Source organism: Tropicibacter alexandrii (assembly GCF_003667315.2).
In the GTDB taxonomy this organism is placed as follows: Bacteria; Pseudomonadota; Alphaproteobacteria; order Rhodobacterales; family Rhodobacteraceae; genus Tropicibacter; species Tropicibacter alexandrii.
The window spans coordinates 96,888-122,311 of the sequence record NZ_RCTZ02000005.1 but is presented as its reverse complement, the minus strand read 5'-3'; the positions used below and the strand labels follow the sequence as shown (position 1 = coordinate 122,311).

Sequence of the window (25,424 nt, the reverse complement as noted above, 5' to 3'; positions counted from 1 at the left end):
TCAGCTGCCGGTTTTCAAATGCACGTACGTCTCGTTGAACCGCTTGCTGAGATGGTCGCCCGCCCGGATCACCTGCCCCGACCCCATCGGCGCTACATTGGTGTCCTCGTTGGGGTTGAAGAACAGCGGGACCGAAATCCGTTCGTCGCTGCTGCCTTTGACCCGGTGCAAGGTCGCCTTGACGCGGCCCTTGGTCCACATTTCCAGCATCTCGCCGAAATTGATGATGAATTCGCCCGGCTCTGCGCGCACCGGCAGCCAGTCGCCCCCCGTCGTCAACACTTCGAGCCCCGGCACCCCGTCTGTGCCCAGCAGGGTCAGGCAGCCGTAATCCGTATGCGCGGCGATGCCGAAATCCTTATCCCCGGCCCAATCGGGGCGCGGCGGGTAGTAATTGGCGCGCAGCAGGGCCATGGGCCGGTCAAACTTGTCGTCGAAGTAATGCGCATCCTCGCCGATCGCCTCGGCGATGCCGCGCAAGACCCCCATCGCCACCTGCATCGCGTCGCGGTAATAGGCCTTGATCACCTCGCGAAAGCCCTCGGGCCGCGCGGGCCACAGGTTGGGCGCATAGACCGACAGATTGCTTTCCGGCAGGTAAAAGCCGCAATCGAAGACCTGCTTGTAATCGGGATTGGCCTCTGGGTCGACCTGCTCCGACAAAGGCGCGCCCCAGCCGCGATTGGACCCGGTGCGCGCCATGTCCACATGTGCCTTTTGCGCGTCGGGCAGATCGAAGAAGGCGCGATAGGCGGCGATCACCAACCCCATGCGCGCGGGCGTGATCGCGGTGTTGTGGACCGTCAGGAAGCCCGAGCCAAAGGCGGCCTCGGCCAGTGCCTTGAGGGTTTCGGGATCGCGCGCCGCGATCTTTCGGGCATCCAGTCTGGGGATCATGATGGGCCTCCTTGCAGGTCCCCCCCTTGCCGAAAGGTCGCGGATTTCGCAAGAGCCCTTGACGCCGCGCGCGGGGTTGCGAAACTCCGACCCAACGAAAAACGGGAGGTCACATGCGCCGGAAACTCGCCGCAGGCAATTGGAAGATGAACGGGCTGCGCGCGCAGCTGTCCGAAATCGACGCGATGCAGGAGGCCGCCTCGGGCGGCTCCGAGGTGTTGATCTGCCCCCCCACCACGCTGCTGACCGAGGCGGTGGCCCGCGCGGGCCATATCGAAATCGGCGGACAGGATTGCCACGCGCGGGCCTCAGGCGCGCATACCGGGGATGTCTCGGCGGCGATGCTGGCCGATACGGGTGCCAGCTACGTGATCCTCGGCCATTCCGAGCGCCGCACCGATCACGACGAGCATGACGACGAGGTGCGCGCCAAGTGCAAAAGCGCGTGGGAGGCCGGGCTGAAGGCCGTGGTCTGCGTCGGCGAGACGCTGGCCGAACGCGAGGCCTCGAACACGCTCGACATCATCGGCGGGCAATTGGCCGGGTCGATCCCCGATGGCGCAACGGGCCACAACCTTGTCGTGGCCTACGAGCCGGTTTGGGCGATCGGCACCGGCAAGGTGCCGACCACGGACCAGATCGGCGAGGTGCACGACTTCATCCGCGCGCGTCTGGAGCGCCGCTTTGGCGCCGGGGTCGGGCGTTCCGTCCGGTTGCTCTATGGCGGGTCGGTCAAACCTGCGAACGCCGCCGAGATCTTTGCCGTCTCGAACGTGGACGGGGCGCTGGTGGGCGGGGCGTCGTTGAAGGCGGCTGATTTCGTGCCGATCATCGAGGCGTTGAACGGCGCGTCCGATGGCTGAGCGTGTCAGGGGCTTCGCCCCTCGCGCGTGCCGCGCTCACCCCGCGGTATTTCGGGCCAGAAGAAACCGGGGCGCGGCATGTCGCTGACGGTCGAGGGGCTGAGCTACAGCTACGGGGCGAAACGAGCGCTGGATGACCTGAGCCTCGAAGCGGTGCCGGGGCGGTTCACGGCGCTGTTGGGGCCGAACGGCGCAGGCAAATCGACACTGTTCGGCCTGCTGACGCGGCTGTTCACGGCGCCGGTCGGACGGATCGTGATTGCCGGGCAGGATATGGGACAGGCGCCGCGTGCGGCGCTGGCGCGGATGGGAATCGTGTTCCAGAGCCAGACGCTGGACCTCGACCTGACGGTCCGCCAGAACCTGGTCTATTTCGCGGCGCTGCACGGGCTGTCGGGCCGCGCGGCGCGCCTGCGCATCGACGCCGCGCTGGAGCGGTTGGCGATGCGAGAGCGCGCGGGCGAAAAGGCGCGCGCCCTGAATGGCGGGCACAGGCGGCGGGCCGAGATCGCCCGCGCGCTGATCCATGACCCGGCGGTGCTGCTGCTGGACGAGCCGACCGTGGGGCTTGACGCGCAGGCGCGCGCGGCGATCACCGATCACGTGCATGACCTTGCCAGCGACGGGATGACGGTGCTTTGGGCGACGCATCTGACCGACGAGGTGCGCCGCGAGGACGATCTGCTGCTGCTACATCGCGGGCGCTTGCTGGCGTCGGGACGCGCGAGCGCGCTGACCGAAGGGGAGGCGCTGCAAGACTGGTTCCTTGCACGGACGGGAGAGCCTGCATGAGCGCGACCGCGTCTTGGGGCCGTTCATGACGCGCTGGACCCCGGCCTTTGTCGCGATTCTGACGCGCGAGGCGCTGCGTTTCGTGCATCAGCGCGAGCGGTTTCTGGCCGCCCTCGTGCGCCCGCTGGTCTGGCTTCTGGTCTTTGCCGCCGGGTTCCGGGCGGCGCTGGGGCTGTCGATCACGCCGCCCTACCAGACCTATATCACCTACGAGACCTATATCGTGCCGGGCCTGTGCGGGATGATCCTGCTGTTCAACGGAATGCAGTCGTCGCTGAGCCTTGTCTATGACCGCGAGACCGGGTCGATGCGGCTGTTGCTGACCGCGCCTCTGCCCCGCTGGTTTCTATTGATATCAAAGCTTTGCGCGGCGACCTTCATCGGGTGCCTGCAATGCTACGCATTCTTGGCCGTGGCGTGGATGTTCGACATCACCCTGCCGTGGATCGGGTATCTGGCACTGCTGCCGGCGCTGCTGCTGGCGGGATTGATGCTGGGGGCGCTGGGGCTGGCGCTGTCCTCCTTCATCAAGCAGTTGGAGAACTTCGCAGGGGTCATGAATTTCGTGATCTTCCCGATGTTCTTCCTCAGCTCTGCGCTCTATCCCCTTTGGAAGATGGCAGAATCCTCAGAGTTGCTGCATGATGTCTGCGCTGCGAACCCGTTCACCCACGCCGTCGAACTGATCCGTTTTGCCGCCTATGGGCAACTGGCCCCATGGGCCTTGCTGTGGGTGGTGCTGGCGACGGCGGTGTTCCTTGCGCTGGCGCTTTGGGGTTACGATCCGGCGCGCGGCATGGTGCGACGCAAGGGGTGAGGCTACGACCATAGGCGACGTGATATGCGCGTCCCGATCTGCTATGGTGCCCGCAAGGAGAAGGACCATGCGACAGCTGACCACGCTTTCTATCGGTTTCACAATGGCTTGTGGATCGATCTTCGCGCAGGATATGGTTGAGGACGACCTCGGCACGTTGAACCCGGAGGAGATGACTTGGGGGTCGATCCTTGATCGGGCCGACCGAGGCGAGACCGATATGACGCTATGTGCCTCGGGCTACATGCTGACGAAATCCGGGCGGCACGCGGCGGCGCGCAAGCTGTTCCTGCAATGCGCCGAAGCCGGATGGACAGGCACCATGACATGGATGTCCTACATGGAAAACAATGGCTTCGGCGGGGACTACGATCCGGATGCCGCCGCCGAATGGGACCGCCGTGCGGCCGAGCTGGGCGATCCGGTGGGGCAGTTCAACCACGGCATAAACCTGATGCGCGGGCATGGCATCGCCCGGGACGAAGCCGAGGGGCGCCGTCAGGTGGACGAGGCTGCCGCAGCAGGTCTGGACATTGCGCAACGCCTGCAAGCGGCCGAATACGATCTCGACGAGGTCACGCCAGATGCCGATAACTGGCGCTATGCCCCTGTTTTCTAGTGCAATTCCGCCGGTGACCCGGTCAGCTTGAGGATCCGGTCGGCAAGCCGCTCCGCCTCGGACACGACATGGGTGACCAGCAGCGTCGCCACCGGGCGGCGGCCGCGCAGGGTCTCGAACAGGGTCATCATCTCGTCCGCCAGCGCCGGGTCCAGCGAGACAAAGGGTTCGTCCATCAAAAGCAGGTCCGGCGTTCCGGCAAAGGCGCGGGCCAACGCCATCCGGCGTTGCTGGCCCAGCGACAGTTGCCGCGGATAATCGCCGCCCCGCCCGCCAAGCCCGACCTCGGCCAGCGCCGCCTCGGCCTCGGACCGGGTGACGCCGACCGTCAAGGTGAGGTTCTGCACGAGGGTGCGCCATGGCAGCAGCACCGGCTCCTGAAAGACCATCGAGAGGTGGTCGGGCCGATGCACCTCGGCGGACTGGGCGCGTTCCAGCCCGGCCAGAACCCGCAGGATCGTGGTCTTGCCGATGCCAGAAGGTCCGGTCAGCGCGACGGTTTCGCCCGCGTGCAGGTCCAGCGCGATGCGCCCCAGCACCGGGCGACCGCCAAAGGCGAGGCCCGACAGGCGCAGCCGCGCCACCACCGGCGGCGCGGCCTGTCGATCATGCACCAGTCGCAGCCCCATCACGAGCCGGGCTGGACGAACAGCCCCTCGGGCAGTTCGGTGACCGGTCCGACCAGCTCGGTCCCACCGAGATCCGCCATGAGTTTCAACATCTTGTTGGCGGCGGCCTCATCCACCGGGCCGGGTTGGGGGATGCCATCGCGGAAGCCCTGCTTGAGCTTCTCGAACTGCGCATCGGTGCTGGCATTCATGCGCTCGCGCAGGCGATCCCATGCGGCATCGTCACTGGCCAGCAGATCCTTGGCATCGCGCGAGGCGGCGGCGAGGCCTTCGACCAGTTCGGGGTTGCTGTCCAGCAGCGCGCCGTTCAGCACGTAGCCCAGAAGCGGCGTTTGCGGGTCCAGCCCCAGCGCGGTGGCGGCCTCGTCCACGGTGACGAGCGGACGCATGCCGCCCGCCTCCATCTTGGCGAGGAAGTGCCAGAAGTTGATGGCGCCATCGAGCTCACCCTGAAGGCCGGTCTTGAAGATCAGCGGCGGCGCGCCAAAGACTTGCTCGGTCTCGGTCACGAGGTCCATGCCATAGGCCTGCTGCGCATAGGCGCGCAGGATGATCCACGACTTGTCGAGCGGACCGCCGGCAATGCCGATCTTGCCGCCCTTGAGGTCCGCCAGCGATTGAGCGGGCGAGTCGCCCGGCACCATCACCGCGCCGACCGCGCGGCTGTAGGGGATAAAGACGTAATCCTTGCCCGCCGCGCGCTGGCGCGCCACCCAGAGCCAATCCGACACGATGACATCGGCCTCGCCGCCCTGAAACGCCACCTGCGCCGCAGACCCGCCCGCAACGCCCATGACCTGCAGGTCAAAGCCGTGTTTCTCGTCGAACCCATTGTGCCGGATCGTGTCCAGTTCCCAATTCACGGTGCCGGATTCGAGCACTGCGGCCTTGAGAACCGGCATTTCGGCCAGCGCCAGCGTCGACGTGGCAAGCAGCGCCGCCGCGGCCACGCCCAGTTTCGAGATGAATGACATGAATTCCTCCCCGGTCATGTTGATCGAAGCCTAACATCCCAAGGGGTCACAACCATACGACTTATGGACAGGGGGCCCGTTGACATGGATCAACGGAGCCCGGCAGGCGGAGGCGTAGCCTGACCCCGGATTTCAACCGAGAAGGAGACAAGCCATGCGCATGTCCACCACTTTAGCCGCCCTGACCCTTGGCCTATTGGCCGCCCCGGCCATCGCCGACAGCTACGAAGAGATCAAGGTCGACGCGGGGGCTGCCCTGTTCGACGCGGAATGCCACCGCTGCCACGCGGTCGATGCCAGCGACCCGTCCTACGGGCCGCCGCTGGAGAACGTCCTGTACCGCGCGGCGGGCAGCGTCGTCGATTACGACTATTCCATCGCGCTCGAAGCGTCGGGCATCGTCTGGACCCCGGCGGCGCTGCGGGCATGGATGGAGGACAATACCGGCTTCATGCCCGGCACGAAGATGCGCCATGTGGGCATCGAGGCCCGCACGGTGCAGGATTTCATCCTCGCCTACCTTGAATCGATCAGCCCACAGGACAACCGCGCCATCGAGGGCGACGGCAACTGACCCCAAGCCGGGTCGGGGCGCGGCCCCGACCTGCGCCGTCGCGGGGCGAATCGCGCGTCGGGGCTGTCAACTCTCCTAGGGTCGTACGACCTATGGCGCGTACCGTCGCAGGCCGTCACCGGTATAACCTGCCGTCAGGACCCGCAACCCCGTCCGGGGACCTGCATGGACCTTGTTCAAGGGAGGAGACTTATGAACAGATTCGTCGCAGCCGTTGCCTTTGCCCTCATTGCCGCCACCGGCGCACAGGCTCAGGTGACCGAAGACATGCTGGCCAACGATGCCACGATGACCGAACAGGTCGTCACCAATGGTATGGGACGCCATCTTCAGCGCTATTCGCCGCTGGAAACACTCAACAAGGAGAACGTGAAGAACCTGGTTCCGGCGTGGGCCTTCTCGCTTGGCGGGGAAAAGCAGCGTGGGCAGGAAACCCAGCCGCTGATCTATGACGGCATCATGTACATCACCGGGTCGTACTCGCGCCTTTATGCGATCGACGTGAAGACCGGTGACGAAGTCTGGCAATACGACGCCCGCCTGCCCGAAGGCATCCTGCCCTGCTGTGACGTGATCAACCGCGGTGCGGCGATCCACGGCGACAAGGTGATCTTTGGCACGCTGGACGCCCGTCTGGTCGCGCTGGACCGCAAGACCGGCGACGTGATCTGGCGCGACAAGATCGCTGATTACAAGGCCGGCTACTCCTACACCGCAGCACCGCTGATCGTGGGTGATCTGGTGATCACCGGCAACTCGGGCGGTGAATTCGGCATCGTCGGCGAAGTGCAGGCGCGCAATGTCGACAGCGGTGAACTGGTCTGGACCCGTCCGGTGATCGAAGGTCACATGGGCACGCTCAACGGCGAAGAATCCACCATGACCGGCACGCTCAACGCGACTTGGCCGGGCGATATGTGGAAGACCGGCGGCGGCGCGACGTGGCTGGGCGGCAGCTATGATGCCCGCACCGACACGATCATCATGGGCACCGGCAACCCCGCGCCCTGGAACAGCCACCTGCGCGGCGCGGGCACCCCGTCCGAGGACGGCATGGGCGACAACCTGTACGCCGCCTCGCGCATCGGCCTCGACCCGGCCACCGGCGAGATCAAGTGGCACTTCCAGACCACCCCGCGCGAGGGTTGGGACTATGACGGCGTGAACGAAGTGGTCGCCTATGACGACCGCGACGGCAACATGCGCCTCGCCACCGCCGACCGCAACGGCTTCTTCTACGTTCTGAACGCCGAAGATGGCGGCTTTGTCGGCGCCATGCCCTTCGTCAAGGACATCACCTGGGCTTCGGGCATCGATGAGAACGGTCGTCCGATCTACAACGAGGACAACCGTCCCGGCGATCCCACTGCCGCAGCCGATGGCAAGAAAGGTGAGGTCGTGTTCTCCTCCCCCGGCTTCCTGGGTGGCAAGAACTGGATGCCGATGGCCTATTCGCAGCGCACCGGCAACTTCTACGTGCCGTCGAACGAATGGGGCATGGACATCTGGAACGAGCCGGTCACCTACAAGAAGGGCGCCGCCTATCTGGGCTCGGGCTTCACCATCAAGCCCAACTACGAGGACCATATCGGCAGCCTGAAGGCGATCGACCCCGACACGCTGGAACTGAAGTGGGAAGTCAAGAACGAGGCCCCGCTTTGGGGTGGCGTGATGACCACCGCGGGCGGTCTGGTGTTCTACGGCACCCCCGAGGGCGAGTTCATCGCGCTCGATGACGAGACCGGCGAGGAACTCTGGTCCTTCCAGACCGGCTCCGGCATCGTCGGCCAGCCCGTGACATGGGAACAGGACGGCGAGCAGTTCGTGTCGGTCGTCTCCGGCTGGGGTGGCGCGGTGCCGCTCTGGGGTGGTGAAGTGGCCTCCAAGGTCAACTACCTGAACCAGGGTGGCATGGTCTGGACGTTCCGCCTGCCCAAGGAACTGGCCTCGGCGAACTGATCCATCGCTGAAACGCCCAAACGACGCCCGCGGTGCCACCACCGCGGGCGTTTCCGTTTTCATGCGGCAAAAGCCGCCCCAACCGGGCAATCATGCATGAAACGCCCCGTATCGTGCCCAAAAGGTTTCTTTTGGCCAAAAATACCGTGGGGGTGAATGGCCGCAGGCCAGAGGGGGCAAAGCCCCCTGCCCGCCCTCGGACTATTGCCGCCGCAAACGGTTCAGCGCAGCATCCTCGATGGCCCAGGCCTCGATCCCGTCGCGCAGGCCCGCCGCCATGCCCGCCCGCCAGATCGGGTCGCGCAGGTTGTCGAGATCTTCCTGCGTCGACAGGAACCCCAACTCGACCAAGACCGAGGGAATATCGGCGGATTTCAGCACGCTGAACCCGGCCTGCCGCAAAGGTCGCTTATGCACATGCCCCAGCGCATTGCGGATGCCATCCACCAAATGGCCCGCCAACGCCCGGCTGCGCGGCCCATTGTCCAGCCGCGCCAGATCCATCAGCACCTGTGCCACCCGGTCATCGGCCCCCGACAGGTCCAGCCCGGCCAGCAGGTCATCGCGGTCATGCCGCTCGGCCAGCGCGGCCGAGGCCGCGTCCGATGCCTCATCCGCAAGGGTATAGACCGAGGCGCCATGGGCGCGCCCCTCTTCGATCGCATCCGCATGCAACGAGATGAACAGGTCCGCCCCCGCCGCGTGGGCCGCGCTGACCCGCCCTTCCAGCGACACGAAGCGATCCGTTTCCCGGGTCATCACCACCTGATACTTGCCGGTGCGCAGCAGCACCTCGCGCAATTCCAGCCCAAAGCGCAGCACCAACTCCGCCTCGCTCGACCCGTCGCGCTCGGCACCCGGATCGAGCCCGCCATGGCCGGGATCGAGCACGATCACCAGCGGCGCGCCATCCGGTTTCGGCAGGGCCCGTTTCGCGGTCGGCTCGGGGCGGTCCCAGTCTGGGTCGCTGGGCAGGCCCGAGGCGGCGGCAAAGCCCGCCTCCGACGCCCCGCTCAGCCGCACCAACAACTCGGCCGCGCCGGTCTCGGGCGAGACGCGCAGCCCCGCTTCGTCAATCGCCAAAGGCTCCGACAACTCCGCCACCAGCCGCGACCAGCCGGGACGGAACGCGCCCATGCGCAACCCGTCGATGCGCGCGCTCTGGTCCATCGCCTCGGCATCGGCCCCGGTCCAGTCAACCTCGCGGAAATCCACCACCAGCCGCCGCGGCTCATCTAGGGTAAAGACGCGCCACGGCACACCTTGGCTGAGCGCCAGCCGCAACTCGGTGCCCGAGAACCGCTTGTCCGTGAATCCGCCGCCCTCGAAGCGCGCCAGCCCCGACGCATCCTGCGCGCCAACCTGCGCCGCCCAAAGCGCCGCGCCCACCATCAGCCCAAACCTGCCCATCTGCCCTCACCGTCTTTTGCGCCGACTCTACCTGCAAACCCGGTGCCGCGCATTCACAACATCGCGCAGGCCGGGTTTAAGCCTTCGCACCCCGTTCGGCCATGAAGCGTTCCAGCCGCACCAGCCCCTCGGCGATATCCGCCGACGACCGCGCATAGGAAAAACGCAAGGTGCCCGCCCCGCGCACCGGGTCGAAATCCAGCCCCGGCGTCACCGCAACGCCCGCCTTTTCAAGGATCTCGGCGGCAAAGGCGCGGCTGTCATCGGTCAGGTGGCTGACATCGGCATAGACATAAAACGCCCCGTCCGGCGGCGCGATGCGGTCGAACCCGGCCTTCGGCAGCCCCTCCAGCATCATTTGACGGTTGGCGCGATAGACATCCATGTTGGCCTGCAACTCATCCTCTGCATCCATCGCCGCCAGCGCCGCCACCTGCGCCGCGTGGGGCGCACAGATGAACATGTTCTGCGCAAGCCTTTCCACTTGCCGAACGTTCTCCTCCGGCAGCACCAACCAGCCGACACGCCAGCCGGTCATCGAGAAATACTTGGAGAAGGAATTGATCACACAGACATCGTCGCTGATCTGCAAGGCGGTCACGGTCTTCTTGTCATACTCGATGCCGTGATAGATCTCATCCGACAGGAAGCTGGCCCCCCGCGCATGGCAAGTCTCGACCAGCGCCCGCAGCGCGGGTTCGTCCAGCATCGTTCCGGTGGGATTCGCCGGGCTTGCGACCATCAGACCCTGAAAATCGACGCCCGCAAGGTCCTCTGGCGTGGGTTGCAAGCGGTTCTCGGGCCGTGCCTGCACCTCGACCGGCTCGATATTCATCGCCCGCATGATCTGGCGGTAAGACGGATAACCGGGCGCGCCAAGCGCCACGCGATCGCCCGCATCGAACAGCGCCGAAAACGCGAGGATGAAGCCCCCGGACGAGCCCGGCGTGACCACGACCCGCCCCGGATCGAGGTCCACATCGTACCATTCGCCATAAAGCTGCGCGATCCGGCGCCGAAGCGCTGGCAGTCCCAGCGCGACCGTATAGCCCAAAGCGTCATCCTGCATCGCCTGCGCCAGCGCATCGCGCGCGCGGGCGGGCGCGGGTGTGCCCGGCTGGCCGACCTCCATGTGGATGATGTGCCGACCGGCCTCTTCGGCGGCGCGCGCCGCCTCCATCACATCCATCACGATGAAGGGATCGACCGAACCACGTCTTGAATTCCGCATGAAAGCCTCTCTAGTCTGCTGCCCACAGGCTTATGAGCGAGAGAGGCCGAGTGCAATGATCCTTCCCCGACTGCTGGCCGTGCTGTTGGCCATCGTCCTGCTCATGACGCAGCCGGTGCAGGCCGGGGTCCGGCTGTTGCGCGATGCCGATATCGAATATGCGCTGGGGCAACTGGCCGCGCCGGTGCTGTCGGCGGCAGGGCTCAGCCCCAGTCATGTGAAGATCATCCTGATCGACGACAACACGCTGAACGCCTTCGTCATCGACAGCCAGCACATGTTCATCCATTCCGGCCTGCTGATGAAGCTCGACCGCGCCGCGCAGTTGCAGGCGGTCATGGCACATGAGGCCGCGCATATCGCCAATGGCCATATCACTCGCCGCATGACCAACATGCGCAGCGCCCGTTCGGCCGCAGGTTTGGGTCTTGCGCTGGCCGCCGCCGCCGCCGCGGCCACGGGCAATGCCCGGGCGGGGCTGGGCATCGCGGCGGGCACGCAGGGCTCTGCCTTGCGCCTGTTCCTGTCGCATACCCGCGCCGAAGAAGCCGCCGCCGATGCCTCTTCGGTGCGCTATATGAGCCGGGCCGGGCTGGACGCCTCGGGCGCGGTCGAGGTGCAGGAATTGTTCATCGGCCAAGAGGCTTTGTCGATCAGCCGACAGGACCCCTACATGCTGTCGCACCCCCTGTCGCGCGATAGGTTTCGCGCCTTGCAGGGGCTGGTCGCCGCCGCCCCCGCTGGCAAGCGCGATGCCACGGCGGATTACTGGTTCGCCCGTGCCAAGGGCAAGCTGACCGCGTTCAAGCGCGCCCCCGCATGGACGCTGCGGCGGCTCAAGGAAAGCCCGTCGCAGGATATCGCGCTGATGCGCGAGGCGGTGGCCTATCACCGACAGTCCAACCTGAAAAAGGCGCTGGCCGCCATCGACGGCGCGCTGGCCGTGCGCCCGCGCGATCCGTTCCTGATGGAACTCAAGGGTCAGATCCTGCTGGAATCGCGGCAGTTCAAGGCCGCCGTCGCGGTCTATTCCAACGCCGCGAAGCTGGCCCCGCGCGAACCGCTGATACTCGGCGGGCTCGGCCGCGCGCAACTGGCCGCAGGAAACCCGCGAGGCGCACTTCAGGCGCTGGAAGCCGCGCGCGGGCGCGACAGTTCGGATTCGCGCGTGCTGCGCGATCTGTCCGTCACCTACGCGAAATTGGGCCAGCCCGGGCTGGCCTCGGCTGCCACCGCCGAACGCTACGCCCTTGAGGGACGTCTGAAAGACGCCGCGATCCACGCCAAACGCGCCATAGATCAACTGCCGCGCGGCTCTGCTGCGTGGCAACGCGCCCAGGATGTGCTATCTGCCGCCAAACAGGCAGAGCGCCGATAAGTTCTAACCATTGGAGAGACCATGCTGAAATCCCTTTCGACCCGCGCCACCCTGCGCTCTGCCACCGTTGCGCTTTGCCTGATGGCCGGGTCCGTGTCCGCGCAGGACGCCTTTGACCCCGCCACCATGACCGACACGCAGAAAGAGGCCTTTGGCGCGGCGGTGCGCGCCTACCTGCTGGAAAACCCGCAGGTCATCATGGAAGCGGTCGCCGTGCTGGAACAGCGCGAGCAGGAACAGCAGGTCGCCACCGATGCGCAGCTGGTTCAGACCCACTGGGAGGCGCTGTCGAACGATGGCTATTCCTGGGTCGGCGGCAATCCCGAAGGCGACGTGACCGTGGTCGAGTTCATGGATTATCGCTGCGGCTATTGCCGCAAGGCGCACCCGGAGGTCGAGCAACTGATCGAAAGCGACGGCAATATCCGCTTCATCGTCAAGGAATTCCCGATTCTGGGCGACGCCTCGCTGCTCTCGTCGCAATTCGCCATCGCCACGCAGATCGTCGCGGGCGACGAGGCCTACAAGCAGGTGCATGACGCGCTGGTCGCGCTGGAGGGCAATCCCGGCAAGGGGCCGCTGACCCGTCTGGCCGAGACGCTGGGTCTGGATGCCGAGGCGATCCTCGCAGAGATGGACAGCCCCGAGGTCGCGCGCCGCATCGCCGAGACACGCGCGCTGGCACAGGCGATGCAGATCAACGGCACGCCGAGCTTCGTGTTCGGGGATACCATGGTGCGCGGCTACGCGCCGCTGGCTGCCATGCAGCAGATCGTCGAGGAAGAGCGCGCGACGAATTGATCCGCCTTGCGCTGATCCTGTGCTGTCTGCCCCTCCTCGCCGGGGCAGACAGCCTGCGCGAGCGCCTGCGGGCGCTCGTGCCGCCGCCGGACCCCTACGCGCAGGAGAAGGCCGACGATCTGGCAAGGATCGCGCGAGAGCCTGTCTTGTTCACGGAGGGTCAGGCCATTGCGATGTTCACCCATCCCGATTGTGACCTGTGCGGTCACGCCGAGGCAGAGTTGCAAGCGCTTTCGAAAGCGCTTGGGGTCGGCGTCCAAATCCTGAACACACAAAGCCCCGCCAATGCTGCGCTGATGGAGCGGCTGTCACTGGACCTGCTGCCATCCTACGTCATGCCCGACCGGCTGATCCGCGGCCAGATGCCGAGCTTCGTGCTGGAACGATACCTGACCCGGTAGCACCCAAATTTCTTGAAGGAAATTTACAAGGCGCTTCGAAGCGCCTTGCGCCCTACTCTGCCGCGGCGCTGGCCTCGGCGGCTTCGATCTCGGCGGCCTTCTTCTCGACCTGTTCGACGATGTGATCCACCATCTCGGCATTCGACAGCTTGTGGCTTTGCTTGCCCGCCAGATAGACCATGCCCGCACCATTGCCGCCGCCGGTGAACCCGACATCGGTCATCAGCGCCTCGCCGGGCCCGTTCACCACGCAGCCGATGATCGACAGGCTCATCGGCGTCTTGATATGTTCCAGCCGCGCCTCCAAGGCCTCGACCGTCTTGATCACGTCAAAGCCTTGACGCGCGCAGCTGGGGCAAGAGATGATGTTCACGCCGCGATGGCGCAGACCGAGCGATTTCAGGATCTCGTAGCCGACCTTGACCTCTTGCACAGGGTCCGCCGACAGCGACACGCGGATCGTATCGCCGATGCCCATCCACAGCAGGTTGCCAAGACCGATGGCCGACTTGATCGTGCCCGAGGTCAGCCCACCCGCCTCGGTGATGCCAAGATGGATCGGCTTGTCGGTCGCATCGGCCAGCGCCTGATAGGCGGCGGCCGACAGGAACACGTCAGACGCCTTGACGCTGATCTTGAATTCGTGAAAGTCGTTGTCTTCCAGAAGCTTGATGTGATGCAGGCCGCTTTCGACCATCGCTTCGGGGCACGGCTCGCCGTATTTTTCCAGAAGGTGCTTTTCCAGCGATCCGGCATTCACCCCGATCCGGATCGAGCAACCGTGGTCGCGCGCGGCCTTGATGACCTCGCGCACGCGATCCTCGGAGCCGATATTGCCCGGATTGATGCGTAGGCAGGCAGCGCCTGCCTCGGCGGCCTCGATCCCGCGTTTGTAGTGGAAGTGGATGTCGGCGACGATCGGCACCGGGCTTTCGCGCACGATCTCTTTCAGCGCACGGGCCGAATCCTGATCCGGCACCGACACGCGCACGATATCGGCCCCCGCCTCTGCGGCGGCCTGAACCTGCGCGATGGTCGCCTTGATATCGGTGGTGACGGTGTTGGTCATCGTCTGGACCGAGATCGGTGCATCGCCCCCGACCGGCACATTGCCCACCATGATCTGGCGGGATTTGCGGCGGTAGATGTTGCGCCAGGGGCGGACATGGTTGAGGCTCATCGTGCCCTTCCTTTCACAGCTTACCCGAGACGTAATACGCCCGGGCGGCATTATCCACCCGGGCCATGCCGTGTTTCACCGAATTGTCACGGCTTATTGCCCCGGTGTTTCCGCCTTGAGGTTCAGCTCGGCGACGACCTTGGCCAGTTGCGTGTTCCGGGTCAGGTCCGCGACTTGCATCTTTTGCGTAACGGCATCCGCCGACAGCGCCAGATTGCGCCCGAACTGGCCCGACGGGCCATAGGGGCCGAAGGTCTTGCCGTTCACCGCGAAATAGACCCCGCCCGCATTGCCGGAAAAGATCACCGGCGGCTGGTCGGTCTGCGGGACGTGATAGGTGTCGCCCGCCTGAAGCACCTGCGCCAACAGCTTCTTGCCCGAAGGCGCGGTCACCTCGACCCAAGTTTCGGCGACAGCCACGACCGTCACACCGGGGCGCGCATCGGCAAAGACCTTGGGCGCGCCCGGCCCGGTCTGTGGCTGCGGCGCGTCGGCGACATCGGCCAGTTGCACCGGGGCGGACGGCGCACCGGCCACCGGCGCGGCCTGTGCAGGCCCCGACAGACCCTGCGCCACCATCACGGTGAGCAGGTCGGTGTCGGTGCCAGCCTCTGCGGGTGTGTAGCGCGCGGTCAGCGACTTGGCATCGAGCGGAATGTCGGAGACCGGGAAACCCGCCTTGCCCGCCGGGCCATAGACTGTGCCCGCCACGTTGAAATACAAGGCACCCGCCTCGCCCACGACCATGCGCGGCGCCTGCGCGTTGCGCGGCACCTCGACAACGTCGCCGGGGGCGAGATTGCGGCTGAGGATGACCTGCCCGTCCTGATCCTTGACCTCGACCCAAGCGGCTCGCGCGGCAATCAGCGACACGCCCGATTGCGGAACGGCAGCACCGCCGGACAGGGTCTGGGCCAGCGCGACCGGGTCGCGGCTGCTGTCCTGCACGCGCGGCAAGCCCGCGCTGCCTCGGAAAACACCCACGCTGTCCGGGTCCAACGTCGAAATCGGCGCATCGCGCGCCACCAGCACGGGCACGTCCAGCGCCTGCGGGCGGTAAAGGCGGTCGAATGCCTCGGACGAGGGCGGTGTGAACAGGCCCGCGGTCTGTTCAGCCTCGGCTGTGTCGTCGCGCGGCGCGGTGGCGGCGTCAAGCGGGTCAAGCTGCGACAGCACAACCGGCGTCTGGTCGACCGGGGTGACCTGCACGCGCTGGATTTCCTTCAGAACCGACCAGCCACCATAGCCGATGCCCGCAATCAGGGCGATCAGCACCAGCGACGAGCCCACGGCACCCGGTTCGATCCGCGACAGGAAACTGTCGGATTTCGGGGCAAAGGGCAGTTTCGGGTCAGAGAGCGGGTTGCGCGGACGGGCCGGATCGACCTCGGCCCGGCGCGTTGGCTTGCGCACGACCGATGCGTCCTGAGACATGCCATGGGCGACGGAAAACCCGCTTTCCTTGCAGAACGCGCCAAACGCCTCATCCGGGTCCATGCCAAGATAGCGCGCATAGGAGCGGACGTAACCGGCGATGAAGCCCGGCGTGTCGAAGGCGCCGGGATCGCAATTCTCAATGGCAGAGATGTAGCTGGCCTTGATGCGCAATTCGCGCTGCACGTCGAGCAGGGATTTCCCGAGGGTGGCGCGTTCGCCGCGCATGACATCGCCCAGCTTCAGGGCGAATTCATCCTCCTGATGCGTGGCATCAGTGCCCTCATGCTGATCCTGGGTGATACGCCCGATCATGCGGTCTGCCCCATTTGCCCTATCCCCGTGCCTGCCCGGTGCTCCGGGCCCTCACGATTCGTGTGGCCCGGTTATTGATGGTAGCTTAGCACAAGGCAAGGGATTCGACAGCAATTACAGGGTTTAGCCCGCCAGTTCGGCACGATTCAGCGCACAGTGGCTCCAGAGTTGATCCATGCCGCGGATCAGCGTGTCCATCTCGCTGGGGCCATGCACCGGCGACGGGGTGAAGCGCAAACGCTCTGTCCCGCGGGGCACGGTGGGGAAGTTGATCGGCTGCACGTAGATGCCAAACCCTTCCAGCAGCATGTCCGACAGCTTCTTCGTGTGGACCGGATCGCCGACGATCACGGGCACGATATGGCTGCCATGATCGATGATCGGCAGGCCCATCCCCTTGAGCCGGGTCTTCAGGATCTTTGCCCGTTCCTGATGCAGGTCGCGCAGCTTTTGCCCCTCGGACGTCTTCAGGAAGGCCACCGACGCCTGCGCACCCGCCGCCAAAGCCGGCGACAGCGAGGTCGAGAAGATGAAGCCCGGCGCGTAAGAGCGCACGGCATCACACATTTTTGCCGAGGCGGCGATGTAGCCGCCCATCACGCCATAGGCCTTCGCCAGCGTGCCGTTGATGATGTCGATGCGGTGCATCAGCCGGTCGCGTTCGCACACGCCCGCGCCGCGCGGGCCGTACATGCCCACCGCGTGCACCTCGTCGATATAGGTGAGCGCGCCGAATTCGTCGGCCAGATCGCAGATTTCCTTGATCGGGCCGAAATCGCCGTCCATCGAATAGACCGATTCAAAAGCAATGAGTTTCGGCGCGGCAGGGTCATCCGCCTCCAGCTTGGCGCGTAGATCGGCCACATCGTTATGCTTGAAGATGCGCTTGGCCCCGCCATTGCGGCGCACGCCCTCGATCATGGAGGCATGGTTCAGCGCATCGGAATAGATGATGAGGCCGGGGAAGAGCTTCGGCAGAGTCGACAGCGTCGCGTCGTTGGCGACATAGGCCGAGGTGAACAGCAGCGCCGCCTCCTTGCCGTGCAGATCGGCCAACTCAGCCTCCAGCGCCTTGTGATAGACGGTGGTGCCGGAAATGTTGCGCGTGCCGCCCGAGCCCGCGCCGGTGGCGTCGATCGCCTCGTGCATGGCGGCCAGCACGACCGGGTGCTGCCCCATGCCAAGGTAGTCGTTGCCACACCAGACGGTGATCGGCTGTTCGGAGCCATCGGGTTTGGTCCAGACCGCGTGCGGGAACTGGCCCTTCTTGCGCTCGATATCGATGAAGGTCCGATAGCGGCCTTCCTCATGGAGACGGTTCAGGGCTTCGTCGAGTTTCGCGGTGTAGTCCACCGGGCTCCTCCTTCTTGTCTTTCGGGCCCCTTCCAAAAGCAGCCCCCCGAGCGGTGCAAGTCCGCATTCAATTTTGTGAATAACTATAGCCCGAGGGCGAAGTTGTCCACTGTTTAGAACCGGACCATGCGTCGCGACTTGATCTAGCGCAAAAGATTACTGTGATGCATTCCTATTTTCGTCGCACCCCGCCCCGTGGGCGCCCGCCCCGGACACTATCGGAAACAGGCGAGCGAATCCCTAACATGCGGTCCGCCGCGCGGGTGTGACCCGTATCACCTATCGAAAAGTCGATACATCGTAGGAATACCGTACTGCCCAAACACACGTAAGGCGGGCATATTTCCAGCATTGCCATTCCTCATTTCGGTATCCCCATGTATTCCACCCTGCCCGCCCCATTGGTGGCCCCGGCCCTGATCCTCGCCACCGCCATCGGTTACGCGATCATGACAGTCGGGATGAAGGCCACCTCTTCCGGCCACTTGCATATCGGCATCTTTCTGGCGGTCCTCGGATTCGCCGCTGCATTCCTTGCCGAGATCGTCCTGATGCGCCGCATCGACCTGTCCATGGTCTACGTTCTGATCGTCGCAGCCGAAACCATTCTGGTTCTGGCCTATGCCGCATGGATCGGCGAGGGGCTTGGCGTTCGACAGGCATTGGGGGCCGGCATGGTGCTGCTCGGCCTGATCGCCGTCACCGCCTGATCGTCTGGACAGTCCCGACCTCTCTGCTAGGGTTCCCGTGAACTTCGTCTGAGGGGGCTACTCATGACACTGGACGCCACGCTGGCCCGCATCGATGCAGGCCTGCCCGCCGCGATCGAGCGGCTGTTGGAATTGCTGCGCATTCCGTCGATTTCCACCGATCCGGCTTATGCCGCCGAATGCGACCGCGCCGCCGATTGGCTGGTCGCCGATCTGAACGCGCTCGGGATCGAGGCGGAAAAGCGCAAGACGCCGAAACACCCGATGGTGGTGGGGCATGTGCCGGGCGACGGTCCGCATATCCTGTTCTACGGGCATTATGATGTGCAGCCGGTCGATCCGTTGACCCTGTGGGACCGCGACCCGTTCGACCCGGCCATCGAGGACACCGCCAAGGGCAAGGTCATCCGCGGACGCGGATCGTCGGATGACAAAGGCCAACTGATGACCTTTGTCGAGGCCTGCCGCGCGTGGAAAGAGGTGCATGGCACCCTACCCTGCCGCATCACCTTCTTCTTCGAGGGCGAAGAGGAAAGCGGCTCGCCCTCACTGGTGCCCTTCCTCGAGGCCAACAAGGACGAGTTGAAGGCCGATATCGCGCTGATCTGCGACACCGGCCTGTTCGAATCGCGCGTGCCTGCGATCATGACGCAGCTTCGGGGCCTGTGCGGCGAGGAGATCATCCTGACCGGCCCGGACAAGGACCTGCATTCCGGCATGTATGGCGGCGCGGCGATCAACCCGGCGCGGGTGCTGACGCGCATCCTCGGCAACCTGTTCGACGACACGGGCCGCATCCAGATTCCGCATTTCTATGACGGCGTGCCGGACCTGCCCGAGGATATCGCCGCGCAATGGCAGGCGCTGAACTTCGACCATGGCAGCTTCCTTGGCGATGTGGGCCTGTCGACGCCTGCCGGAGAACAGGGTCGCACCCCGCTGGAGATGCTCTGGTCGCAGCCCACCGCCGAGATCAACGGCATCATCGGCGGCTATACCGGCGACGGGTTCAAAACGGTGCTGCCGTCGCAGGCCTCGGCCAAGGTATCCTTCCGTCTGGTTGGGAGCCAAGACCCGCACGCGATCCGCAAGAATTTCCGCGCATGGGTCGAGGCGCAACTGCCCGACGACATCAAGGTCAGCTATGTCGAACACGGCGCCTCTCCGGCCAGCCAGATGGCGACCGACCACCCTGCCTTTGAACAGGCGCGCGCGGCGCTTGGCGCGGAATGGGGCCATGAGGCGGCGTTCACCGGCTGCGGCGGGTCGATCCCCGTGGCGGGGTACTTCAAGTCGATCCTCGGCATGGACACGATGCTGGTCGGCTGGGCCAAGGATGACGACCAGATCCATTCGCCCAACGAGAAATACGATGTGGAAAGCTTTCACAAGGGCATCCGCAGCTGGGCCCGCATCCTGGACGCGATCCGGTGATCGGACGCAGCCTGTGATCTGGATCACAGACAGCCACCACCGATTCGCATCGCAGCGAGCGGTCCGTCGCCGCATGGCTGGGTGACCCTGCGTCACCTCTCTGGATGGACCGCCCGCCTGCCCCATCGGCCGGGCGGCCTATCCAAAAAGGTTAAAATCATAAGCATTCGAGAGCCGGAATGTGGCGATCTCGCCAGATTCCGTCGCCGTTTGGCCCAAATCCCTATCTAGAAATGAACTCATGCAACGCACGTTTCGAAAACTTTCCCATGCCGACTTTCGCCAGAGAGTTAAGGTTGTCGACCCGGCCTACTACCGTTGGGGGGATGGCGCCAATCGCGTCGATCACACACGCCAGCGCCCGGTGGCCTCGGCGCTCATGGGGTTCGGCTGGGCCTATCTGACGATCACCATCGCCAACAACCGCGAGATGATCGAGTCGTCGTTGCAGCAAGGCAACCTGCCCGTCGAATACCATTCCTGGGTGTTCTCGGGCCTCGCCGCCTTCATGGGGATCACCGGCGTGATGCTGGCCCTGCACTTGGCCCGCTACCTGCTGAAATCCGGCGGGAAAAAGCGCAATTCCGGTGGCATCCTGCTAGGCGCGCTTGGGGCGATGATCCTTGTCTACACGCCCGCAAGCGTCTGGCAGACCGGCATGGGCATGCTCGACGACAATTCGCGCGGGCTGATGATGCAGGCCAGCGCCACCGTCGAAGAGGTCCTGCCGAATGTCGATTTCGGCAAGGTAACCTTCGTCTCGTCGCAGGGCCGCTAAATCGCGCCGATGAACCGATCCGGCAGCCGATACTGGCCCGGATAGTCCGGTCGCTTGAATTCAAAGAACCCGGTTTCCCCCCGCGGGCCAAAGCTGCGCGCCATGCGCTTGCGCACCCAACCCAACTCGAACTCCTCCTGCATCTCCAGATCGGCAAAGGCCTCGAACACCGCGCGGTCCTCGCCGCGCGCCGCTGCGAACCAGTGCCGCCCGATGGCGGTGTCCTGTATGCCGGTGCCGATTTCCTCGGTCACGCGATTGCGGGCGTTCATCACCTCGACATAGTTGCGGAAGTCGCAGAATTTCAGGTGAAACAGGTACAGATCATCGGGCGCGATCAGCTTGTCGAACTGGGTGAAATGACCGCCCCGCGCGATCTTGGCGCCGTGGCTGACGATGCAGGGCTTGGAATAATGCGGCGCAAGGCGAACATGGCGGCGCGGTCCGATGATGGTATCGGTGATCTCCTGGTCCTCGATATCGATGCGGTGGATCACCTCCAGCCCCAGCGGCGTCAGGATGCGCTTGGGCTTGGTCTGGGCAAGATAGTCGAGCAGGGTCAAGCCCCTCTCCGGATCGACCACCACCAGTTCATCGACATCGCCGACGATGACGTGGTTGTAGTAGCAACGCAGCCCCTGAACGATATTGTTCAGCATCCGCCAGCGTTTCATGTCGAAGTTCGGATGCGGGTCGCCGGGAATGCCGATGATGTTGCAGCCCTCGGCAAGCTTGGCGACCTCGGCCCCGCGCCCGTGGTTGACCACGTAGCAATTCTCGCGCCCCAGCATGTCGCCGTAATGACGCAGCCATGCCTTCAGGAAAAACGCGTCATCACGCACCATCGTCAGCGCGGCGGCCACGGTCTGCATCTGCTCTGCCCCTCTTTTTCCATGCAGGATACCGTCAAGCGGCGCCAAGGTGAATCGCATTTTCAGGCGATGCGCCCTAAGATCAGATGAAAAGAGGGTTACGGGCATGATCGGGCAGGATTTTCGCGAAATTGGCTGGCAAGTCGTGCCCGGCCCCGTGCCGCCCACACGCTATCAGGTGTTTGGCGAGCGGTCGTCGGGCACGAATTACGTCAAGCGCCTGCTGGGCCGCAATTCCCCTCTGCGCCCGATGGAGGAATTGGGCTGGAAACACGGCTTTCCCCATATGACGGCCATCCCCGAACATGTTGCGATCGTGGCTTGCGTGCGCGATGCCCGCGCGTGGAGCCTGTCGATGCATGCCAAGCCGTGGCATTGCCCGCCTCAGATGCAAGCCCTTGAATTTTCGGACTTCATTCGCGCAGAATGGGCCACGGTCGCGGACCGCCCGCGCTACTTCCCGCAGGTGGCAGAACTGGGTGGCGCGGGACAACCCTTGCAACACGACCGCCACCCGCTGACCGGCCTGCCGTTTGAGAACCTGTATGCGCTGCGCCGCGCCAAGCTGGCGGCGCTATTGGGGTTCTTCAATCGCGGCTGCACGCTGGTCTTCTGCCGGATGGAGGACGTGATCGCCCGCCCCGAAGCGTTCCTGCAAGATGTGCATGACAGGCTGCAAGTGACTGGCCTCGCACAGGAATATCGCCCCGTCCACAAGCGGCTCGGGTCGAAATTCGCGCCAGCAATCGATCCGCGCCCGGCGACGCCGAAGGCGATGTCAGAGGCCGATCTGGCGTTTCTACGCGCGCAGGTCGACCCGGATCAAGAAGCGATGCTGGGCTACGGCGATGCCTGAGGCCTGACCAGCATCGCCCTGAAATCATTGACATTCGTGCCGGTCGGACCGGGCACGAACAAGTCGCCAAGCGCGTCGAACGCGCCCCACGGATCCTGCGCGCGGGTAAAATCGCCCGGATCGAGGCCAAGCGCGCGCAGCCGGGCAAAACTGCTCCCATCGGCGAAGGCACCGGCATTGTCCTCGGACCCGTCGATCCCATCCGTATCGGCGCCCAGAATGGTGGCGTTCACGCCCTCGATGGCGCCCGCGAGTCCCATCAGGAAAGCCGTGTTCCGCCCGCCGCGACCGGGCGCATCGCCCAGCGTGACAGAGGTCTCGCCGCCCGACAGGACAAGCACCGGCGCCGTAAACGGGCGGTTGCGCAGGGCAATCTCGCGCGCGAGCGCGGCATGCATCAAGCCGATATCCCGGGCCTCGCCCTCGATGCTGTCCGACAGGATCACCGAGCGCAGGCCAAGCGCCTCGGCGCGCGCGGCGGCAGCCTCGAGCGAGAGGCGTGCAGAGGCTACAACATGCACCTCGTTCCGGGCAAAACGCGGATCATTGGGCAATGGCGCGGTAGAGGCATCGTTTGAGATATGCGCCATAACCTGTTCCGGTATCTTGATATTTCGCGCTCGGATCATCGAAAGCGCGTCAACGCGGGTCACCCCGTCGGGCACGGTCGGGCCAGAGGCGACCTGCGCCGGATCGTCGCCCGGCACATCGCTGACCACCAGCGACAAGACCCGCGCCGGATGCGCGGCCAGCGCCAGACGCCCACCTTTGACCCGGCTGAAATGCTTGCGAATGGCGTTCATCACACCGATCGGCGCGCCGCTGGACAACAGGGCCTTGTTCAACGCCTGCTCATCCTCCAACGCGAACCCCTCGGGCGGCGCGGGCAGCAGGGCCGAACCGCCGCCGCAGACCAGCGCAACCACGAGATCGTCCTCCGTCAGGCCCTCGACCGCCCGGAACACCGCCTCGGTCGCCTCCATCCCGGCCGCATCGGGCACTGGGTGCGACGCCTCGATCACCGGCAGGTCCCGGCATGGCACCGCGTAGCCGTAGCGCGTGACGACGACCCCCTCGACGGGGCCGTCCCACAGGGTTTCGAACGCCGCCGCCATCTGGGCCGCGCCCTTGCCGATGGCGACAACCACGGTGCGCCCCTTTGGGCGCGCGGGCAGTGATTGTTTCAAGCATTTCATCGGATCCGCCGCCGCGACAGCCGTGTGAAACAGGTCGGTCAGGAGCGCGCGATCATCCATCGGCATGCGCCTGTGCCAGTGCCTCGATCCGGGTCAGCACCTCTGGGAGTGGCGGACAAGAACGCCGCGTCTCCAGCGAGACATGCAGAAGGAACTGGTCGCAGGTCGCCACGATCTCGCCCGAAGGCCGCTTCATCTCGTGCCACAGGCGCAGCTTCTTGCCCTGCCCCAACATGACCCGCGTTTCGACGATAAAGTCTTCTCCAGCAAGGGTTTCCGAGAGATACTTGATGTTGGTTTCGGCGGTGAAATAGCTGTTGCCCGCATCGATATAGGCGCGGTCCGCACCGACATGCGCCATCAATTCCTCGGAGGCGTCCGAGAAGACCTGCCCATAGCGCCCCTCGTTCATGTGGCCGTTCACATCGGTCCAATCGACCGGCACGGTGCGGCGCACGGTCACCAGCGGCACCCCGTCCGCCAAAGGCCCGCGCAGGCTGTCATCATGGGCTCGGATCAGCGCACCGGCGGCGGCCTCTTGCCCTTTCAAGGCGCGCAGGATCGCGACGAGGTTGTTGTCGCGCAGGCGCTCCAGCTCGCGGATCGAATGCGCGCCGGATTGGGCGTCGGATTGTTCTGTGATCAGGTCGACCAGCTCGTCGGTGAACTCGGGCACATCCGTCAGTTTGGTCCAAGGCCATTGCAGGCACGGACCGAACTGCGCCATGAAATGCCGCATGCCCGCTTCGCCACCGGCCACGCGGTAGGTTTCGAACAGGCCCATCTGCGCCCATCTCAGGCCAAAGCCATAGCGGATCGCGTTATCGATTTCCTCGGTCGTGGCGATGCCGTCCTTGACCAGCCAAAGCGCCTCTCGCCAGACCGCTTCGAGGAACCGGTCGGCGATATGCGCGTCGATCTCGGCCCGGACATGTAGCGGGTACATACCGATGGCCGTCAGGGTTTCTTTCGCTTTTTCAACGATCTGCGCGCCGGTCTTGGGACTGGGTACAAGTTCGGCCAGCGGCAGCAGGTAGACCGGGTTGAAAGGATGCGCGACGAGGATCTGCTCAGGGCGCGCGGCCCCCTCCTGCAATTCCGAGGGCTTGAAGCCGGAGGTCGAGGACGCAATGACGGCATCAGATGAACAATGGGCCTGAAGCTCTTGAAAAACCTTGTGTTTCAACTCAAGGCGCTCGGGCACGCTTTCCTGTATGTAGCTTGCGCTCTCCACCGCCTCAGCCAAGGTTGCACAATGGGTGATCGCCCCGCACGCGGGCATCGGTGCCTCGTAGAGCATCGGCAGCGCGCGGGCCGCATTGGCCATCACTTCGGACATCTTGCGCGCGGCGTCCGGGTCGGGGTCGTACAGGCGCACCTCCCAGCCCATGAGCGCGAACCGCGCCGCCCAGCCGCCGCCGATGACGCCACCGCCGATGATTGCCGCTATTTTTTGCATGATCCCTCCCTGCGCTCGTTTCGCTCAGAGAACCCGGCGCCGTCGGGAAAGGCAAGTCATCCCGCGACGCGGGACAGGTCGTAGCCGTACCATGTCAGGATTTCGCGCGCCGCGCGCAGCCGTTCGCCCGGTTTGCCGGCACGATCCATGATCCAGACCCGTGTACCGTCGGGATTGCCAAGCGCAGCGGTGCGGTTGTCGGCATCGATCCAGTGGACCCAGACCGGTTCCCCCCCGATCGTCAGCCGGCCCGCGGTGGTTTGCGCCACCGACAGGACCGCACCGTCGATGGCGACCCGATCCGGCCCGAACCGCAACCGCGTGCCCGGCCGGATTCCCGCCCCCTGCACCACCACCCAGTCGCCAGACAGGCGCGACAGGTCCGCATCGACCTGCGAGGCAATCGGCGCGGTCGGGTTGCGTACGGGGATCGTGACCGGAGGCAAGGCTGCGGGCGCGGCACAGCCAGCGAGCAGGATCAGCGGCAAGAGC

Annotated in this window: 25 protein-coding genes; 13 read left to right on the top strand and 12 right to left on the bottom strand. The window is 65.1% G+C overall.

Annotated elements, in window-relative coordinates:
- Entirely contained in the window at positions 1-897 is an 897-nt protein-coding gene (locus tag D8Z78_RS08355; RefSeq protein WP_121629754.1) for an isopenicillin N synthase family dioxygenase, read from the bottom strand.
- A gap of 113 nt (positions 898-1,010) precedes the next feature.
- On the opposite strand from D8Z78_RS08355, the gene tpiA reads away from it, so the two are divergent.
- The 4 genes from tpiA to D8Z78_RS08335 all read left to right on the top strand — a co-directional run bounded on the left by tpiA (position 1,011) and on the right by D8Z78_RS08335 (position 3,988).
- Positions 1,011-1,760, top strand: coding sequence for a triose-phosphate isomerase (gene tpiA, locus D8Z78_RS08350; protein ID WP_121629755.1), 750 nt, complete (start codon positions 1,011-1,013; stop codon positions 1,758-1,760).
- Positions 1,761-1,838: 78 nt separating this feature from the next.
- The gene (locus D8Z78_RS08345) at positions 1,839-2,552 is read left to right on the top strand and encodes an ABC transporter ATP-binding protein (RefSeq protein ID WP_121629756.1); all 714 of its coding nucleotides are present in this window, start codon (positions 1,839-1,841) and stop codon (positions 2,550-2,552) included.
- Between the two features lie 25 nt (positions 2,553-2,577).
- Entirely contained in the window at positions 2,578-3,369 is a 792-nt protein-coding gene (locus tag D8Z78_RS08340) for an ABC transporter permease (RefSeq protein WP_121629873.1), read from the top strand.
- A gap of 67 nt (positions 3,370-3,436) precedes the next feature.
- Positions 3,437-3,988 (top strand): tetratricopeptide repeat protein, encoded by a 552-nt coding sequence (locus tag D8Z78_RS08335; protein ID WP_338064676.1) that lies wholly within the window; start codon positions 3,437-3,439, stop codon positions 3,986-3,988.
- On the opposite strand, the gene D8Z78_RS08330 is transcribed toward D8Z78_RS08335, so the two are convergent.
- Together D8Z78_RS08330 and D8Z78_RS08325 are read right to left on the bottom strand one after the other, a co-directional pair.
- Positions 3,985-4,617 carry an ABC transporter ATP-binding protein gene (locus tag D8Z78_RS08330; RefSeq protein WP_121629757.1) on the bottom strand — a complete coding sequence of 211 codons (633 nt, stop codon included), beginning with the start codon at positions 4,615-4,617 and terminating at the stop codon, positions 3,985-3,987. The genes D8Z78_RS08335 and D8Z78_RS08330 overlap by 4 nt on opposite strands.
- A complete protein-coding gene (locus D8Z78_RS08325) occupies positions 4,617-5,591 on the bottom strand; it encodes an ABC transporter substrate-binding protein (protein ID WP_121629758.1) in 975 nt (324 codons plus the stop codon). Before D8Z78_RS08325 ends, D8Z78_RS08330 begins: the two co-directional genes overlap by 1 nt.
- A 154-nt stretch (positions 5,592-5,745) precedes the next feature.
- On the opposite strand from D8Z78_RS08325, the gene D8Z78_RS08320 reads away from it, so the two are divergent.
- On the top strand, positions 5,746-6,165 hold the full coding sequence (locus D8Z78_RS08320) for a c-type cytochrome (RefSeq protein ID WP_420824309.1): 420 nt from the start codon (positions 5,746-5,748) through the stop codon (positions 6,163-6,165).
- A gap of 192 nt (positions 6,166-6,357) precedes the next feature.
- Entirely contained in the window at positions 6,358-8,124 is a 1,767-nt protein-coding gene (locus D8Z78_RS08315) for a PQQ-dependent methanol/ethanol family dehydrogenase (protein ID WP_121629759.1), read from the top strand.
- Positions 8,125-8,325: 201 nt separating this feature from the next.
- Here D8Z78_RS08315 and D8Z78_RS08310 read toward each other — a convergent pair whose 3' ends face one another.
- On the bottom strand, positions 8,326-9,534 hold the full coding sequence (locus D8Z78_RS08310; protein ID WP_121629760.1) for an N-acetylmuramoyl-L-alanine amidase: 1,209 nt from the start codon (positions 9,532-9,534) through the stop codon (positions 8,326-8,328).
- Between the two features lie 76 nt (positions 9,535-9,610).
- Positions 9,611-10,765, bottom strand: coding sequence for a pyridoxal phosphate-dependent aminotransferase (locus D8Z78_RS08305; protein WP_121629761.1), 1,155 nt, complete (start codon positions 10,763-10,765; stop codon positions 9,611-9,613).
- A gap of 55 nt (positions 10,766-10,820) precedes the next feature.
- Between D8Z78_RS08305 and D8Z78_RS08300 the strand changes: the two genes are divergently transcribed.
- From D8Z78_RS08300 to D8Z78_RS08290, 3 genes are read left to right on the top strand one after another with little or no spacing between them, the layout of a single operon-like run.
- Complete coding sequence (locus D8Z78_RS08300) at positions 10,821-12,143, top strand: M48 family metalloprotease (RefSeq protein WP_121629762.1); 1,323 nt, start codon at positions 10,821-10,823, stop codon at positions 12,141-12,143.
- A gap of 21 nt (positions 12,144-12,164) precedes the next feature.
- Positions 12,165-12,944 (top strand): DsbA family protein, encoded by a 780-nt coding sequence (locus tag D8Z78_RS08295; protein WP_121629763.1) that lies wholly within the window; start codon positions 12,165-12,167, stop codon positions 12,942-12,944.
- Entirely contained in the window at positions 12,941-13,345 is a 405-nt protein-coding gene (locus tag D8Z78_RS08290) for a hypothetical protein (protein ID WP_121629764.1), read from the top strand. Before D8Z78_RS08295 ends, D8Z78_RS08290 begins: the two co-directional genes overlap by 4 nt.
- A gap of 52 nt (positions 13,346-13,397) precedes the next feature.
- Here D8Z78_RS08290 and ispG read toward each other — a convergent pair whose 3' ends face one another.
- The 3 genes from ispG to hemA all read right to left on the bottom strand — a co-directional run bounded on the left by ispG (position 13,398) and on the right by hemA (position 17,627).
- Entirely contained in the window at positions 13,398-14,525 is a 1,128-nt protein-coding gene (gene ispG / locus D8Z78_RS08285; protein WP_121629765.1) for a flavodoxin-dependent (E)-4-hydroxy-3-methylbut-2-enyl-diphosphate synthase, read from the bottom strand.
- Positions 14,526-14,618: 93 nt separating this feature from the next.
- Complete coding sequence (locus tag D8Z78_RS08280) at positions 14,619-16,274, bottom strand: RodZ domain-containing protein (RefSeq protein WP_121629766.1); 1,656 nt, start codon at positions 16,272-16,274, stop codon at positions 14,619-14,621.
- 123 nt (positions 16,275-16,397) lie between these two features.
- The gene (hemA, locus tag D8Z78_RS08275) at positions 16,398-17,627 is read right to left on the bottom strand and encodes a 5-aminolevulinate synthase (RefSeq protein WP_121629767.1); all 1,230 of its coding nucleotides are present in this window, start codon (positions 17,625-17,627) and stop codon (positions 16,398-16,400) included.
- 377 nt (positions 17,628-18,004) lie between these two features.
- Between hemA and D8Z78_RS08270 the strand changes: the two genes are divergently transcribed.
- The 3 genes from D8Z78_RS08270 to D8Z78_RS08260 all read left to right on the top strand — a co-directional run bounded on the left by D8Z78_RS08270 (position 18,005) and on the right by D8Z78_RS08260 (position 20,549).
- Positions 18,005-18,337, top strand: coding sequence for a 5-aminolevulinate synthase (locus D8Z78_RS08270; RefSeq protein WP_121629768.1), 333 nt, complete (start codon positions 18,005-18,007; stop codon positions 18,335-18,337).
- A 63-nt stretch (positions 18,338-18,400) separates the two neighbouring features.
- Entirely contained in the window at positions 18,401-19,771 is a 1,371-nt protein-coding gene (locus D8Z78_RS08265) for a M20/M25/M40 family metallo-hydrolase (RefSeq protein WP_121629769.1), read from the top strand.
- A gap of 241 nt (positions 19,772-20,012) precedes the next feature.
- Positions 20,013-20,549: a hypothetical protein gene (locus D8Z78_RS08260; RefSeq protein WP_121629770.1), complete on the top strand. Its 537-nt coding sequence runs from the start codon at positions 20,013-20,015 to the stop codon at positions 20,547-20,549.
- Here D8Z78_RS08260 and D8Z78_RS08255 read toward each other — a convergent pair.
- Positions 20,546-21,421 (bottom strand): glycosyltransferase family 2 protein, encoded by an 876-nt coding sequence (locus D8Z78_RS08255; RefSeq protein WP_121629771.1) that lies wholly within the window; start codon positions 21,419-21,421, stop codon positions 20,546-20,548. The two genes, D8Z78_RS08260 and D8Z78_RS08255, sit on opposite strands and share 4 nt — an antisense overlap.
- A 106-nt stretch (positions 21,422-21,527) precedes the next feature.
- Between D8Z78_RS08255 and D8Z78_RS08250 the strand changes: the two genes are divergently transcribed.
- Complete coding sequence (locus tag D8Z78_RS08250; protein ID WP_121629772.1) at positions 21,528-22,277, top strand: hypothetical protein; 750 nt, start codon at positions 21,528-21,530, stop codon at positions 22,275-22,277.
- On the opposite strand, the gene D8Z78_RS08245 is transcribed toward D8Z78_RS08250, so the two are convergent.
- Genes D8Z78_RS08245 through D8Z78_RS08235 form a run of 3 tightly spaced genes read right to left on the bottom strand, consistent with a single transcriptional unit; the run spans position 22,262 to position 25,420 of the window.
- A complete protein-coding gene (locus D8Z78_RS08245) occupies positions 22,262-23,539 on the bottom strand; it encodes a glycerate kinase type-2 family protein (RefSeq protein ID WP_121629773.1) in 1,278 nt (425 codons plus the stop codon). The genes D8Z78_RS08250 and D8Z78_RS08245 overlap by 16 nt on opposite strands.
- A complete protein-coding gene (locus D8Z78_RS08240) occupies positions 23,526-24,932 on the bottom strand; it encodes a carnitine 3-dehydrogenase (protein ID WP_121629774.1) in 1,407 nt (468 codons plus the stop codon). The genes D8Z78_RS08245 and D8Z78_RS08240 overlap by 14 nt, the downstream gene beginning before the upstream one ends.
- Before the next feature lie 56 nt (positions 24,933-24,988).
- The gene (locus D8Z78_RS08235) at positions 24,989-25,420 is read right to left on the bottom strand and encodes a lipocalin/fatty-acid binding family protein (protein WP_240672051.1); all 432 of its coding nucleotides are present in this window, start codon (positions 25,418-25,420) and stop codon (positions 24,989-24,991) included.
- Between the last annotated feature and the right edge of the window lie 4 nt (positions 25,421-25,424).

Excerpts from the sequence above, each read along its gene's own strand:
- D8Z78_RS08355 (WP_121629754.1), bottom strand. The coding sequence starts at position 897 with ATGATCCCCAGACTGGATGCCCGAAAGATCGCGGCGCGCGATCCCGAA.
- tpiA (WP_121629755.1), top strand. The coding sequence starts at position 1,011 with ATGCGCCGGAAACTCGCCGCAGGCAATTGGAAGATGAACGGGCTGCGC.
- D8Z78_RS08345 (WP_121629756.1), top strand. The coding sequence starts at position 1,839 with ATGTCGCTGACGGTCGAGGGGCTGAGCTACAGCTACGGGGCGAAACGA.
- D8Z78_RS08340 (WP_121629873.1), top strand. The coding sequence starts at position 2,578 with ATGACGCGCTGGACCCCGGCCTTTGTCGCGATTCTGACGCGCGAGGCG.
- D8Z78_RS08335 (WP_338064676.1), top strand. The coding sequence starts at position 3,437 with ATGCGACAGCTGACCACGCTTTCTATCGGTTTCACAATGGCTTGTGGA.
- D8Z78_RS08330 (WP_121629757.1), bottom strand. The coding sequence starts at position 4,617 with ATGGGGCTGCGACTGGTGCATGATCGACAGGCCGCGCCGCCGGTGGTG.
- D8Z78_RS08325 (WP_121629758.1), bottom strand. The coding sequence starts at position 5,591 with ATGTCATTCATCTCGAAACTGGGCGTGGCCGCGGCGGCGCTGCTTGCC.
- D8Z78_RS08320 (WP_420824309.1), top strand. The coding sequence starts at position 5,746 with ATGCGCATGTCCACCACTTTAGCCGCCCTGACCCTTGGCCTATTGGCC.
- D8Z78_RS08315 (WP_121629759.1), top strand. The coding sequence starts at position 6,358 with ATGAACAGATTCGTCGCAGCCGTTGCCTTTGCCCTCATTGCCGCCACC.
- D8Z78_RS08310 (WP_121629760.1), bottom strand. The coding sequence starts at position 9,534 with ATGGGCAGGTTTGGGCTGATGGTGGGCGCGGCGCTTTGGGCGGCGCAG.
- D8Z78_RS08305 (WP_121629761.1), bottom strand. The coding sequence starts at position 10,765 with ATGCGGAATTCAAGACGTGGTTCGGTCGATCCCTTCATCGTGATGGAT.
- D8Z78_RS08300 (WP_121629762.1), top strand. The coding sequence starts at position 10,821 with ATGATCCTTCCCCGACTGCTGGCCGTGCTGTTGGCCATCGTCCTGCTC.
- D8Z78_RS08295 (WP_121629763.1), top strand. The coding sequence starts at position 12,165 with ATGCTGAAATCCCTTTCGACCCGCGCCACCCTGCGCTCTGCCACCGTT.
- ispG (WP_121629765.1), bottom strand. The coding sequence starts at position 14,525 with ATGAGCCTCAACCATGTCCGCCCCTGGCGCAACATCTACCGCCGCAAA.
- D8Z78_RS08280 (WP_121629766.1), bottom strand. The coding sequence starts at position 16,274 with ATGATCGGGCGTATCACCCAGGATCAGCATGAGGGCACTGATGCCACG.
- D8Z78_RS08270 (WP_121629768.1), top strand. The coding sequence starts at position 18,005 with ATGTATTCCACCCTGCCCGCCCCATTGGTGGCCCCGGCCCTGATCCTC.
- D8Z78_RS08265 (WP_121629769.1), top strand. The coding sequence starts at position 18,401 with ATGACACTGGACGCCACGCTGGCCCGCATCGATGCAGGCCTGCCCGCC.
- D8Z78_RS08260 (WP_121629770.1), top strand. The coding sequence starts at position 20,013 with ATGCAACGCACGTTTCGAAAACTTTCCCATGCCGACTTTCGCCAGAGA.
- D8Z78_RS08255 (WP_121629771.1), bottom strand. The coding sequence starts at position 21,421 with ATGCAGACCGTGGCCGCCGCGCTGACGATGGTGCGTGATGACGCGTTT.
- D8Z78_RS08250 (WP_121629772.1), top strand. The coding sequence starts at position 21,528 with ATGATCGGGCAGGATTTTCGCGAAATTGGCTGGCAAGTCGTGCCCGGC.
- D8Z78_RS08245 (WP_121629773.1), bottom strand. The coding sequence starts at position 23,539 with ATGCCGATGGATGATCGCGCGCTCCTGACCGACCTGTTTCACACGGCT.
- D8Z78_RS08240 (WP_121629774.1), bottom strand. The coding sequence starts at position 24,932 with ATGCAAAAAATAGCGGCAATCATCGGCGGTGGCGTCATCGGCGGCGGC.